Source organism: Amycolatopsis antarctica, from assembly GCF_002262875.1.
GTDB lineage: Bacteria > Actinomycetota > Actinomycetes > Mycobacteriales > Pseudonocardiaceae > Amycolatopsis > Amycolatopsis antarctica.
This window is the reverse complement of sequence record NZ_NKYE01000005.1, coordinates 344,245-357,660: the sequence shown is the minus strand read 5'-3', so window position 1 is coordinate 357,660 and position 13,416 is coordinate 344,245. Positions and strand designations below refer to the sequence as shown.

The window sequence follows — 13,416 nt, the reverse complement described above, 5'->3', positions numbered from 1 at the left end:
GTCCACACAGGACACGATGCACGGCGGAACCGTCGTCCGGGCGGCGGCACCGGCGCTGCGCCGAATGCCGCCACGGACAGAGCAACGGCGGGTCAGGACTTCTTCGCGGCCGCCTTCGCCGGAGCCTTCTTCGCCGGGGCCTTCTTCGCCGCCGTCTTGGTCGCCGTCTTCGCCGGGGCCTTACGGGCCGGTGCCTTCTTCTTCGGCGCGGGCCCCTTGGCGCGCTTCTCCGCCAGCAACTCGGCGGCGCGCTCGTCGGTCAGCTCCTCGACGCTGTCGGACTTGCGCAGCGAGGCGTTGTACTCCCCGTCGGTCACGTACGGACCGAACCGCCCGTCCTTGACGATCATCGGCTTGCCGGACACCGGGTCGTTGCCCATCTCCTTCAACGGCGGCTTCGCCTCAGCCTGGCGGCCACGGCGCTTCGGCTCGGCGTAGATCTTCAGCGCCTCGTCGAGAGTGATGTCGAAGATCTGGTCCTCGGTGGTCAGCGAACGGGAATCCGTGCCCTTCTTCAGGTACGGGCCGTACCGGCCGTTCTGCGCGGTGATCTCGTCACCGGACTCCGGATCCTTGCCGACCACACGCGGCAGCGAGAGCAGCTTCAGCGCGTCGTCGAGGGTGATCTCGCTGATCGTCATCGACTTGAGCAGCGAGCCGGTGCGCGGCTTCGGCGCCTTGGCCTTCGCCGCCTTCTTCTGCGCGGGTGTGGCGTCCTCGGGCAGCGGCTCGCCTTCGGGCAGCACCTCGGTGACGTACGGCCCGAACCGGCCTTCCTTGGCGACGACCTCGTTGCCACTGACCGGATCCGTGCCGAGGGAACGTCCCTCCTGCGGTGTCGCGAACAGCTTCTCCGCGATCTCCACGGTCAGCTCGTCCGGCGGCAGGTCGTCGGGCAGGTTCGCCCGCTGCGACTTCTCCTCGACCTCGCGTTCCAGGTACGGGCCGTAGCGGCCGACGCGCACGAAGACGGTGCGGCCCTCGGCGTCCGGGAACATCGGGATGGAGTTGATCTCCCGCGCGTCGATGTCCTCGACGCCGGTGCCGACGAGCTTCTTCAGCCCGCCCAGCCTGCCGATCGAACCGTCGCCGCCCATGTCACCGCCGAAGTAGAACTTCGTCAGCCATTGGGTGCGCTGCTCGTCGCCGGAGGCGATCCGGTCGAGTTCGTCCTCCATGCCCGCGGTGAAGTCGTAGTCCACCAGCCGCTCGAAGTGCCTTTCCAGCAGGCCGACGACGGAGAACGCGACCCAGGACGGGACCAGCGCGGAACCCTTCTTCCACACGTAGCCGCGGTCCTGGATGGTGTTGATGATCGAGGCGTACGTGGAGGGGCGGCCGATACCGAGTTCTTCGAGCTTCCCGGTGAGGCTCGGCTCGGTGTAGCGCGCGGGCGGCGAGGTGGAGTGACCGTCTGGGCTCAGCTCGGTGGCGGTCAGGCCCTGGTCCTTGACGAGCTGCGGCAGGCGACTCTGCTTGTCGTCGGCCTCGCCACCCGCCTCGGAGTCCACGGACTCGACGTAGGCCTTCAGGAAACCGGCGAAGGTGATGGTGCGACCGGACGCCGCGAAGGTGCACTCTTCTCCACTGCTCGCGGTGCCGGTGATGCGCACCGACATCGTGGTGCCTTTGGCGTCGGCCATCTGCGAGCTGATCGTGCGCTGCCAGATCAGCTCGTACAGGCGGAACTCGTCGGCGCCCAGCTCGTTCGCGACCTGACCGGGCGTCCGGAAGGTCTCCCCTGCCGGGCGGATCGCCTCGTGCGCCTCCTGGGCGTTCTTCGACTTGCGGGTGTACTGCCGCGGCTTGTCCGCGACGTACTCCTTGCCGTACAGCTCGGTCGCCTGCCTGCGCGCCGCCGTCAGCGCCGTCTCCGACAGCGTCGTCGAGTCGGTACGCATATAGGTGATGTAACCGTTCTCGTACAGCCGCTGGGCGATGCTCATCGCGCGGCTGGACGAGAAGCGCAGCTTGCGGCCCGCCTCCTGCTGGAGCGTGGAGGTCATGAACGGCGGGTACGGCTTGCGGGTGTAGGGCTTCTCCTCGACGCTCGACACCGCGAAATCGCGGCCGGCCAGCGCCTCGGCGAGCCTGCCCGCGTCGGCCTCGGCCAGCACGCGCACCTCGGCCGAGCCGTCCTTGAGCCTGCCCTCGGAGGTGAAGTCGCGGCCGGTGGCGAGGCGGGCACCGTCGACGGAGACGAGACGGGCGCCGAAAGTACGGGGCGCCGAGTCCGCCCCGGCGTCCATCGTGGCGGAGATGTCCCAGTACTCGGCCGAGGTGAAGGCCATCCGCTCACGTTCGCGCTGCACCACGATGCGCGTGGCCACCGACTGCACCCGGCCCGCCGAGAGCTTCGGCATGACCTTCTTCCACAGCACCGGCGAGACCTCGTAACCGTAGAGGCGGTCCAGGATCCGGCGGGTCTCCTGGGCGTCGACGAGGTCGGAATCCAGCTCCCTGGTGTCCGCGGCAGCGGCCAGGATGGCCTGCTCGGTGATCTCGTGGAACACCATGCGGCGGACGGGGATCTTCGGCTTGAGCGCCTCCAGCAGGTGCCAGGCGATCGCCTCGCCCTCCCGGTCGGGGTCCGTCGCGAGGTAGAGCTCGTCGACGTCCTTGAGCAGGCCCTTCAGCTCGGTGACCTTCGACTTCTTGTCCGGCGTGACGATGTAGAGGGGCTCGAAGCCGTTGTCCACGTCCACGCCGAGCCGGGCCCAGGACTGGCCCTTGTACTTGGCGGGCACGTCGGCCGCGCCACGCGGCAGGTCGCGGATGTGGCCGACGGACGCCTCGACGACGTAGTCCTTGCCGAGGTAGGGCGAGATCTTCTTGGCCTTGGTGGGCGACTCGACGATCACCAATCGCCGGCGCCCGGCACCGTTGGACCCGGTGCCACTCTTGCTCGTCCGTGCCGATCCAGCCACGCTGTCCCGCTCTCCGCTCATCTTCGCCGCCGCCGCGACGCCTGTTCGACCAGTCAGTGTGCACCGCCGGAACCCGTCGACGCGCGTCGAGGGGCCTCAACACGCCGCCGACGTTGCGTGATGCGCATCGTCCGCGACCGGTCCGGCGTTTCCTTTTCCACACCTAGCACGCCCCGGACGGGGCCACTCGAACGGGTACTCGCTAGTCCCTCCGTTAGACGGTGGCGTGGGTCACATAGTGGCAGTTGACTCGGACCACGACGAAGCCGGAACGCACCGCCGACCCGAAGGAAGCACCGATGACCCGACGCCGTTCGATCGCCGCGCTGCTGCCCGCCGTGGCCGGCCTCGCGCTGTGCACCACCGCCACCCCCGTCCTGGCTGCCGAGGATACGGCGTCCGCGCAAGCGGCCGAGGTGAATTTCGCCGGCACCGTGGCGCTGGACAACTGCTCCGGCTCCGTCGTACGGCTCGCGTCCGCCGCCCCGGAGGATCCCGCCGTCGTGCTGTCCAACGGCCACTGCCTGTCCGAGGGTTTTCCCGGCCCCGGCCAGGTGCTCGTCGACCAGCCCTCGGACCGTACGTTCGAACTGCTCTCCGCCGACGGCGCGTCCACCGTCGCCACCCTCACCGCCACCAAACTGCTGTACGCCACCATGACCGGCACCGACGCCTCCCTCTACCAGCTCGACACCAGCTATGCGGAACTCGAGCAGCAGACCGGGATCGCCGCGCTGGAGCTGTCCGACACCAAGCCCGCCGCCGGGGCCGACATCAACGTCGTGTCCGGGTACTGGAAGGAGATCTACACCTGCGCGATGGACGGCCCGGTGTTCGAACTGCACGAGGGCGGTTACGTCTGGCAGGACTCGATCCGCTACACACCGGAGTGCCAGACCATCGGCGGCACCTCGGGCTCGCCGATCGTCGACGGGGCCACCGGCAAGGTCGTCGGCGTGAACAACACCGGCAACGAGAGCGGCGGCGAGTGCACGATGAACAATCCGTGCGAGGTCGACGAGAACGGCGAGAAGACGGTCCGGCAGGGCATCAACTACGGCCAGCAGACCTACCTCTTCCACGGCTGCCTGGTGGCCGGCAGCGAGATCGACCTGGCCCGGCCGGAGTGCGCCCTGCCGAAGCCCGCGGCGGCACTGCCGGAGGCCGCGTAACCGGCGCTCAGGCGGAGAGCAGGTCGAGCTGCCCTTCGCCGCCGAGTTCTCTGCCGTCCGTGCCGCCCGGGGCCGGGTTGGGCGCGACGGCCGGCCGTTCGGCTCGGGCCGCACTCGGCGGCGGGCACGGCCACAACTCCGTCACGCCCCCTGGCGAGCTGCCGAGCAGTTCGGCGAGCTGCTCCAGCCTGCGCCGCCCCCGGACGCACACGCCCGGACCGCCCGCGCGTTCGGTCAGCACCCTGCCCGCGAGCCCCAGCGCGTCCACCGCGGCGGCGAGCGGTTCGTGCGTCCACGGGGCGCCGGGGTCGAACGGCAGCAGGTAACCGGTCTCGGCGGGCACACCCGCGGCGAGCGCCCAGAGGCGCAACGCGGCCCCGTCGAGCCGGAATCCCCCCGGCACGGTCTTGCCGGAGGCGTCGCTCCACTTCTCCGCGAGCGAGATCAGATCGGCGCGGAACGCGGTCCGCACCAGGAAACGTCCGCACTCGGTGCTCATCACCTCGGCATGCACCCGTCTACGGCGGTACTCGGCCGCCAGCGCACGAGCCCGCGAACGTTGCTCGACCAGCACCGACAGCCGCGCGGTCGTGCGCGCGAAGCTGACGATCCGGCCCGGCCCGCACAGCACGCCGGCCAGGTCCTCGACCGCTGGGCCGCTCGCCTCTGCGGAGAACATGGAGATCTGATCCACCGGAGTAGCGTAGAACACACGTTCGATGCTGTCTCCCCACCGCACCGGTCGGTCCGGGGGCGGGCAGGCAGGCGGGGTGCGTCAGCGCGGTGGCGGCTCGGCCGCCGGGTCCCGCTTCGCGAGGTCGGCGCAGGACGGTGCGCGACGGGTCGCGGTGTCCAGCGCGGGCGTCGCGTCGAAGCCCTTCAGCAACCGAAGCCCGGCCAGCGCGTCCAGCGGCAGCTTCACCGCCCCGATCGCCTCCCGGCCGTCCTCGCTGCTCGGCGGCGTCTCGTCCACGTCCGCCTTGGTGGCCACCGCCCGTTCGCGGATCCTGGTGAGGTCGGCGCTGACGTTCTGCCGGGCGAGGTCGCCCTCCTGGCCGGGTGCCGGGCCGAGCTCGCCCAGCCCGTCGATGGTGCGGTCCAGCCCACCGATCATCACCGCCAGCAGTTCGCTGGAGGTCCGCGCGGCACTCTCCGGGCTCGACGGGTCCACGGCCGGCATCGTCGTCAGCGTCTGCACCAGGCCGCCGACGGTCGTGCAGTACCCGGAGGCCCACCTCGTCGTCTCGTCCTGGCGAACCGCCTCGTCCGCCGTGATCCCCGGACCGCCCGCCGGTGGCGGCTGGGCGGCGGGCGACATGGCGCTCTGCTGCCCGCAGGCGCTGATCGACACGACGGCGCCGATCGCCATCACTGCGACTCCGGTACTACGCGGCCGCACCGTGAACCTCCTGACGCGCCGTGGACAAACCCCCTCGACCGTACCGACCGGCAGCGGTTTCGCACGCCGCCGCGTTCGGCGGTGAGGCAGGACTCACGGCGGCGTCCCATGGCGAACGTGGCTACTTGGCGAGCTTCTGGCAGTTCGGCGCCTTCTGCCCGGCGGCGTTGAGGGCGGGCGAGCCCTTGATGCCCTCGATCGGGTTCTGCGCCTTGGTCAGCGAACCGCTCAGTGACTGCAGGCCGCCGACCGCCTCGATCATCGGCTGCGGGTTCTGCTCGGTGGCCGAGTCGATCTTCGTCTTCGCGTCGGTCACCTGATCCCTGACCGGGGTGAAGACGTCCAGCAGCGCCTGTTTCGCGTCGTCGCCCGCGGGCTCCGGGGCGGGCCCGAGCGCGTTCAGCCCGTCCAGTGTCTTGGTCACCGAGCCCTCGAAACCGCCCAGCAGGTCGGTCAGCGCGGCCTTGCTGCCCGCGAAGTCGTTCGGCTGGATGTCCGGTGCCTGCATGGTCTTCAGGTCCGCCAGGTTCACCACGGCACCGCAGAAGCCGTTCACCCAGACCTCGGCATCGTCACCGCCGGCCTCGGCGGCGGAACTGCTCGCGGGCGCGGAGGGGGACTGCTCGGGCGCTGGGGCGGGCGGGGCTTGGGCGGCGGGCTGGTCGTCGGAACAACCGGCCAGCACGACCGCCAGGCACGCGCCGGTGGCGGTGACGAATCCGAGGCGTCGCCTCATTGCGTGCTCCTTCACTGCGGAAGTCGATGTGGTTCGGTGTGCGCCGCCCGACGCTACCCGCCTGCCCGGCATGGCTCGGGCCCGCCACGCGAGTGCGTGACGGGCCCGAGCTCCGGTGTTGCGTGTCAGGCGGAGGTGGTCTGCTCCGCCGGGCTGTCCGCGATGGTCGTACCGCGGCGCTTCGACACCACGATCGCCACCACGATGACGGCGACCGCGACGAGCGCGATCGCGACCCGCAGGCCGAGCGAGGCGTCCGGGCCGACCGAGAACTGCACGACCGCGGGGGCGATCAGCAGCGAGACCAGGTTCATCACCTTGATCAGCGGGTTGATCGCCGGGCCCGCGGTGTCCTTGAACGGGTCACCGACGGTGTCACCGATGATCGTCGCCTCGTGCGCGTCCGATCCCTTGCCGCCGTGGTTGCCGTCCTCGACGAGCTTCTTCGCGTTGTCCCAGGCGCCACCGGAGTTCGCCAGGAACACCGCCATCAGCGTGCCCGTCGCGATCGCGCCACCGAGGTAACCGGCGAGCGCACCGGTGCCGAGGCCGAAACCGACCGCGATCGGCGCGAAGACGGCGAGCAGGCCCGGCGTGGTGAGTTCCCGCAGCGAGTCACGGGTGACGATGTCGACGACCCGGCCGTACTCGGGCCGCGTGGTGCCCTCCATGATCCCCGGGATGTCGCGGAACTGACGGCGCACCTCGTAGACCACCGCGCCGGCAGCGCGCGACACGGCGTTGATCGCGAGACCGGAGAACAGGAACACGACGGCCGCACCGAGCAGCACACCGACGAGGGTGTTCGGGCTGACGATCGAGTTGATGAACGAGTCCGAATCTCCCACCGCGGCACCGATGCGGGCCAGTTCCTGGCCGATGGAGTCCTGGTAGGAACCGAACAGCGCGGTCGCCGCGAGCACCGCCGTGGCGATCGCGATGCCCTTGGTGATGGCCTTCGTGGTGTTGCCGACGGCGTCCAGCTCGGTGAGGATGCCAGCCGCCTTCTCGTCCACGTCACCGGACATCTCGGCGATGCCCTGCGCGTTGTCGGAGACCGGGCCGAAGGTGTCCATCGCGACGATGACGCCGACCGTGGTGAGCAGGCCGGTACCGGCGAGCGCCACCGCGAACAGCGCGACCATGCCGCCGATCAGGTAGGCACCGAAGACGGCGCCACCGATGACGATCGCGGTGTAGACGGCCGACTCGAAACCGACCGAGAGACCGGAGAGGATCACCGTGGCGGCACCGGTCTCCGAGGTCTTGCCGACGTCCTTCACCGGGCCGTACTCGGTGCCGGTGTAGTAGCCGGTGAGCCAGAGGATGATCCCGGCGAGCACGATGCCGATGATCACCGAGACCGTCGCGATGAGGGCCGGGTTGCCGGTGCTGGCGGCGAACTCCTCGCCGAAGTCACCGAAGGAGCCGGGCAGGAAGACGAACGCCGCGATGGCACACAGCACGGCCGAGATCGTGGCCGATATGTAGAAGGCCTTGTTGATCGTGGTCAGCCCGCTCTCGCCGACCTTCGCCTTGGTGATGTAGACACCGATGATCGCGGTGATCACGCCGATGGCCGGGACGATCAGTGGGAACAGCAGGCCGTCGACGCCGAACGCGACGCTGCCCAGGATCAGCGCGGCGACCAGGGTCACCGCGTAGGACTCGAACAGGTCCGCGGCCATACCGGCACAGTCACCGACGTTGTCACCGACGTTGTCGGCGATGGTGGCCGCGTTGCGCGGATCGTCCTCGGGGATGCCCTGCTCGACCTTGCCGACCAGGTCGGCGCCGACGTCTGCGGCCTTGGTGAAGATGCCGCCGCCGACACGCATGAACATCGCGATCAGGGCCGCGCCGAAGCCGAAGCCCTCCAGCACCTTGGGTGCCTGGCCCGCGTAGACCAGGACGACGACGGCCGCACCGAAGAGACCGAGGCCGACGGTGGCCATGCCGACCGCACCACCGGTACGGAAGGCGACGCGCATCGCCTTCTCGCGTCCGCCGTCCTCCCGCGAGGCGGCGGCCACCCTGAGGTTGGCCTGGGTGGCGAGCCACATGCCGAGATACCCGATGCCGAAGGAGAATCCGGCACCGACGAGGAAGAAGATCGAGCGGCCGATGCGCTCGCTCATGTCCTCCGCGGGCAGCGCGAACAGCAGCAGGAACACGACCACGCCGAAGATGGCGAGGGTGTTGCGCTGCCGTTTGAGATACGCGGCCGCGCCTTCCTGCACCGCCTTGGCGATCTCCTGCATCTTCTCGGTGCCCTGGCCTGCCGCCAGGACCTCCTTGACCAGGAAAAAGCCGACAACAAGCGCTGCCAGCGCGATAACGGCGACCACGGCAACGATGCCGTAATCACCTCCGGACAGCTCTAAGCCGTCCGCGAGGAACTGCCGGGACATGCGTCCTCCTGAACATCGCCGGTGTCAGACGACGGTCGAGAATGCGTCACATCTGACATGGGATCTATGCCACAGGTGCTGTGGATTGGCGGAGTCTATTGGTACTGCTGCCCCGCTTTGCAAGGCGTCTTAGGTCCGATACTCAACGTAAGTCTGTGACTCCGGTCACGAATGACGGTTAGCGGGCACTCACGGCCGCCGTGCGCGGTGGTCGCGGGCCGTTTTCGTCGCGGGTGTGTGCGAGGCTCGAAGGGTGGACGGCGTCGTGGAGAACGTGGCGGCGCAGCGACTCCTGCGCCGCGTGACGGCGGGGATCCCGCACGATCGCAGCCCGGTGACGCACGTGGCCGGGCTGCCCGCGCGGCCCGCCCGCTTCGCCGACTGGCCGGACTGGGCTCCATCCGCCGTCGTGGACGCGATCCGCGCGGCCGGCGTCGAACGGCCGTGGGCACACCAGGAGGAGGCTGCCTCGCTCGCGTGGTCCGGAGCGCATGTGGTGATCTCCACCGGCACGGCCTCGGGCAAGTCACTCGCCTACCAGTTGCCGGTGCTGTCCTCGCTCGCCGCCGACCCCCGGGCGTGTGCCCTCTACCTGTCGCCGACGAAGGCACTCGGTGCCGACCAGCTCCGCGCGGTGTCCTCTGTGGGCGTTCCGGATGTGCGGGCGGCCGGGTACGACGGCGACACCCCGATGGACGAGCGCGACTGGGTGCGGGCGCACGCGCGCTGGCTGTTCACCAACCCGGACATGCTGCATCGCGGAATTCTGTCGAACCACTCGCGCTGGGCCCGGTTCTTCCGCAAGCTCACCTACGTCGTGATCGACGAGTGCCACAGCTACCGGGGCGTGTTCGGCTCACACGTCGCCCTGCTGCTGCGGCGGCTGCGGCGGGTGGCGGCGCACTACGGCTCCTCGCCGGTGTTCGTGCTCGCCTCGGCCACCGCCGCAGATCCGGGCGAGTTCGCCCTTCGACTGTCCGGTGTGGACTGTGCCGCGGTCACTCGCGACCACTCGCCGCGCGGCGCACGCACGGTCGTGCTCTGGGAGCCGCCGCTGATGGAGAACATGTCCGGGGAGAACGGGGCGCCGGTGCGGCGGTCCGCGGGCGCGGAGGCCTCCCGGATTCTGGCCGACCTCGTGGTCGAGGGCGCACGCTCGCTCGCGTTCGTCCGCTCCCGGCGCGGCGCCGAGCTGACCGCGCTGACGGCACGCCGCATTCTGTCCGAAGTGGACGATTCGCTGCCGCCGCTGGTCGCCGCCTACCGGGCCGGGTTCCTGCCGGAGGAACGGCGCGCGCTGGAGCGCGACCTGCTGGCGGGCAGGCTGCTCGGCGTGGCCACCACGAACGCGCTGGAGCTGGGCGTCGACATCGCCGGGCTGGACGCCGTGGTGCTGGCGGGCTATCCGGGCACGCTGGCCTCGTTCTGGCAGCAGTCCGGTCGCGCGGGGCGCTCCGGCGAAGAGGCGCTCGTGGTGTTCATCGCCCGCGACGATCCGCTGGACACGTACCTGGTGCACCACCCGGCGGCACTGCTGGACCGTCCGGTGGAGACCGCGGTGCTGGATCCGGCGAACCCGTACGTACTCGGGCCGCAACTCGTGTGCGCGGCGGCGGAACTCCCGTTGACCGGCGGGGAACTCGACATGTTCGGTGGCCAGGCGGCGCGGGACGTGCTGGAGTACCTCGTGGCGGACAAGGTTCTGCGGCGACGGTCGAGTGGCTGGTACTGGACCTCGCGCGACCGGCCGCAGCACGAGGTGGGTATCCGCGGCTCGGACGCCGAGCAGATCGCCGTGGTGGAGGCGGACTCCTCCCGGCTGCTGGGTACCGTCGATCCCGGCTCGGCGTGCGCGACGGTGCATCCCGGAGCCGTCTACCTTCACCAGGGTTCGTCGTACGTCGTGGACGAACTCGACCTCGCCGAGGGACTGGCGATGGTGCACGCCGAGGATCCGGAGTGGAACACCTCGGCCAGGGAGCTGGTGGATATCGCGGTGCTGAACACCGTGCAGCGGCGGGACTTCGGCGGTGTGAGCGTGTTCCTCGGCGAGGTAGCGGTCACCTCGCAGGTGGTCGCGTATTTGCGGCGGCTGCCCTCGGGAGAGATTCTCGACCAGATTCCGCTGGACCTCCCCGCTCAGGAACTGCGCACCCGCGCCGTCTGGTACACGATCGACGAGAGCTTGCTGAAGGAGTCGCGGCTCACCGTCGACGTCGCGGAAAGTGTTGCTGGGGAACGTGTTGGCGGGGAAGGGAACGGCGATCCGGAGACTGGAAACGCACGCAGGACGCCGGGGGGCGCCGGACTGGTTCCGGCGCGCATCCCCGGCGCCCTGCATGCCGCCGAGCACGCGGCGATCGGCCTGCTACCGCTGTTCGCTACGTGCGACCGGTGGGACATCGGCGGGGTCTCTACCGCCTTGCACGGTGACACCGGGGAGGCGACGGTGTTCGTGCACGACGGCCATCCCGGGGGCGCGGGATTCGCCGACCGCGGCTTTGCCGCGTTGGTCCCGTGGCTGGCCGCTACGCGGGAGGCGATCGTCTCCTGCGAGTGCCCGACGGGCTGCCCGTCCTGCGTTCAGTCGCCGAAATGCGGGAACGGCAACGAACCGCTGGACAAGGCAGGGGCTGTGGTCGTGCTCGACATCGTGCTCGGGGCCTTGCGTCATCAACACGAGATCGAGCGTGACCACGGTGGTTCGTGATTCAGTTGTCGTTGATCTGCCGCGACTTCATCGTCGCGATCCTGCCGTGACCGGAGCCGGCCGCGAAGGGACGGTGGAAGCCGTGGGGCTCAGGCCGCGGCGACCTGGAGAGCGTGTGCCCGGTCGGCTTCCTCGACCGAGGCCACATCGGCGGCGAGCGCACGGACCAGTACGTCGTGCATCGCCTCCGCGGCGGGCAGCCGCCAGCCCCACACTTCCGGCTTCACGCGCCAGTGCACGACACCGTGCGGAAAAGGCGTGGGAGGCAAGGGAACCCAGCTCCCGTCGCCGTGCCAGGTGATGCTCTCGTGCGCGGCGAGTTCGGCCGGGAAACGATCGGCCACGGTGGTGAGGAACAGCCAGCGACCGTTGGGCATTGCCACGATCGGCGCCGGCTGCCCGGATGCGCGCAGGAGCCGCGCGGCGCGACGGCCGAGTTTGTCGTCGACCTCCACGGCGTCCAGGACTATCCCAGTGGCGACCAGAAGGCTGAACGGCTGGCCGGTCCACCAGGCGGCCACCCGCTGCGGGTGGGCACCGAGACGTTCGCGCCAGTTGTCATGAGCGGGAACGGGGCCGGCCCACTCGGTCTCGTTCCCAGCGGACAGTTCTGCCGGACGGGTGCCGGGAAACACCGGCCAGCCACGCGAAGCGAGACCGATGGCCGCGGCGCGCAACTCGATGCGAAATGCGCCGTGCCAGCCGTCCGACCAGTCCATTTCTGACATTGCTCCTCAGACCTCCTTGGAACTCTCGTGCCACCCGTCCGCCTCCGCCGAACTCGGCGTGCGTGGCTGGCGTCACATTCCAATAAACGGCAACCTGCACGTTGCCGGTAGTTCCCTCTCGACAACCGGTAGTTACAACACGTTGAACGAGTGGGTCCGCCCAGTGCGGGTGAACGCCGGGGACCGGTCGTCGCGCCGAGTGGGCATCTCGTGCCTCACGGTGGCCCTAACCGGACGCCGAGATCGCCTTTCCGGCCGAGGACTGCCGAGCACGCCCAGGCCAAGGGGCAATTCTGCCGTTCGTCGTATGCAGACGACCGCTGCTCGCCCGTCCGGCGCGGCAGCTCGGCGAACCGCAGAGCCGTCACGGTGGCCGGTCCACCGGCCCGGCGCGGGCGCGTCCCGTCGCCGGCCCGAGACCGGCCAGCGGCCCCGGCAGGTCGACCTCGACCCGGATGAGCGCGTCCCACTCCCGCAGGGTGCAGTCGCGGATCCTGGCACCCATCCGATCGCTGATCGCCGTGGCTCGGGCACACGCCTCCGTCACGCCCAGGTCCGCCCGCCCGGCCGCGGCGAGCGCGGCGAGGTCCGCCGCCCAGGTCGCCCGATGCCGGGCCAGTACGGCGGCACCCAGCCAGAACATCGCCGCTGTCACCACCAGCAGGGCCGCGATCGCGATCGCCGACCACACGGTGGCGAACCCCTGCTCCGCGCGCTCGCGGTCAGCGGCCGACACCGGCCGCTCCCTCCTCCGGTGGCACGGGCTCCTGCCCCACACCCGGTTCGAGCATCGCGTGCGCCTCGGCCCTCAGTTCGAGCCCGGGCAGCAGGTCACCGGGCTCGGCGACGACCCGCACCGCGACGGAGTCCCCCGCGTCGGTCACCACCAGCCGGGCTCCGGCGGGTGCGGTGATCCGGACCGCCTCCTCGGCGAGCCCGCGTTCACCACGAGCGACGAGCCGGGCGGCCTCCCGTGCGGCATCGGCACACCGGAGCTGACCGGTGACCGCGGCGAGACCGGCGGCGATCATCGCGAACACCAGAACGAGCGCGGTCAGCGAGATCGCCGCCTCGACAGTGACCGCACCCCGGTCGCCCGGATCCGCCCGGCTCGCCGCCCGCATCAGAGCTCCACCGACAGCGCCTGCTCGACGAGTCCGGTCAGGGCGCCGATCACGGAATCACCGGTGACGACGGTGTACAGCAGAGCGCCGAAGGCCGCCGCGGCGATCGTCCCGATCGCGTACTCAGCGGTGCTCATGCCCTCGTCACCGCGGAAACGGTGTCGGTGGCGCGGTATCGGGCGGAGCGGGAGGAAAGGCGGAAAACCGTT

At 70.2% G+C, this 13,416-nt stretch carries 11 protein-coding genes; 2 read left to right on the top strand and 9 right to left on the bottom strand.

Annotated features, from left to right (window positions below):
* Positions 1 to 92: 92 nt before the first annotated feature.
* The gene (gene topA / locus CFN78_RS11300; RefSeq protein ID WP_205660488.1) at positions 93 to 2,948 is read right to left on the bottom strand and encodes a type I DNA topoisomerase; all 2,856 of its coding nucleotides are present in this window, start codon (positions 2,946 to 2,948) and stop codon (positions 93 to 95) included.
* Between the two features lie 278 nt (positions 2,949 to 3,226).
* Between topA and CFN78_RS11295 the strand changes: the two genes are divergently transcribed.
* A complete protein-coding gene (locus CFN78_RS11295) occupies positions 3,227 to 4,099 on the top strand; it encodes a S1 family peptidase (RefSeq protein ID WP_094862665.1) in 873 nt (290 codons plus the stop codon).
* Between the two features lie 7 nt (positions 4,100 to 4,106).
* Here CFN78_RS11295 and CFN78_RS11290 read toward each other — a convergent pair whose 3' ends face one another.
* The 4 genes from CFN78_RS11290 to CFN78_RS11275 all read right to left on the bottom strand — a co-directional run bounded on the left by CFN78_RS11290 (position 4,107) and on the right by CFN78_RS11275 (position 8,645).
* Positions 4,107 to 4,793: a hypothetical protein gene (locus CFN78_RS11290; RefSeq protein ID WP_240519385.1), complete on the bottom strand. Its 687-nt coding sequence runs from the start codon at positions 4,791 to 4,793 to the stop codon at positions 4,107 to 4,109.
* An 81-nt stretch (positions 4,794 to 4,874) separates the two neighbouring features.
* On the bottom strand, positions 4,875 to 5,468 hold the full coding sequence (locus CFN78_RS11285; protein WP_133116326.1) for a hypothetical protein: 594 nt from the start codon (positions 5,466 to 5,468) through the stop codon (positions 4,875 to 4,877).
* Between the two features lie 151 nt (positions 5,469 to 5,619).
* The gene (locus CFN78_RS11280) at positions 5,620 to 6,234 is read right to left on the bottom strand and encodes a hypothetical protein (RefSeq protein WP_094862663.1); all 615 of its coding nucleotides are present in this window, start codon (positions 6,232 to 6,234) and stop codon (positions 5,620 to 5,622) included.
* A gap of 125 nt (positions 6,235 to 6,359) precedes the next feature.
* The gene (locus CFN78_RS11275; RefSeq protein WP_094862662.1) at positions 6,360 to 8,645 is read right to left on the bottom strand and encodes a sodium-translocating pyrophosphatase; all 2,286 of its coding nucleotides are present in this window, start codon (positions 8,643 to 8,645) and stop codon (positions 6,360 to 6,362) included.
* 253 nt (positions 8,646 to 8,898) lie between these two features.
* Between CFN78_RS11275 and CFN78_RS11270 the strand changes: the two genes are divergently transcribed.
* Positions 8,899 to 11,355, top strand: a complete 2,457-nt coding sequence (locus CFN78_RS11270) for a DEAD/DEAH box helicase (protein ID WP_205660487.1) — start codon at positions 8,899 to 8,901, stop codon at positions 11,353 to 11,355.
* 89 nt (positions 11,356 to 11,444) lie between these two features.
* On the opposite strand, the gene CFN78_RS11265 is transcribed toward CFN78_RS11270, so the two are convergent.
* The 4 genes from CFN78_RS11265 to CFN78_RS30300 all read right to left on the bottom strand — a co-directional run bounded on the left by CFN78_RS11265 (position 11,445) and on the right by CFN78_RS30300 (position 13,344).
* Positions 11,445 to 12,083, bottom strand: a complete 639-nt coding sequence (locus tag CFN78_RS11265; protein ID WP_094862661.1) for a bifunctional DNA primase/polymerase — start codon at positions 12,081 to 12,083, stop codon at positions 11,445 to 11,447.
* A 364-nt stretch (positions 12,084 to 12,447) separates the two neighbouring features.
* Positions 12,448 to 12,819, bottom strand: coding sequence for an Rv3654c family TadE-like protein (locus tag CFN78_RS11260; RefSeq protein WP_094862660.1), 372 nt, complete (start codon positions 12,817 to 12,819; stop codon positions 12,448 to 12,450).
* Positions 12,806 to 13,207: a TadE family type IV pilus minor pilin gene (locus tag CFN78_RS11255; RefSeq protein WP_094862659.1), complete on the bottom strand. Its 402-nt coding sequence runs from the start codon at positions 13,205 to 13,207 to the stop codon at positions 12,806 to 12,808. Before CFN78_RS11255 ends, CFN78_RS11260 begins: the two co-directional genes overlap by 14 nt.
* Entirely contained in the window at positions 13,207 to 13,344 is a 138-nt protein-coding gene (locus tag CFN78_RS30300) for a DUF4244 domain-containing protein (protein ID WP_205660486.1), read from the bottom strand. The genes CFN78_RS11255 and CFN78_RS30300 overlap by 1 nt, the downstream gene beginning before the upstream one ends.
* Between the last annotated feature and the right edge of the window lie 72 nt (positions 13,345 to 13,416).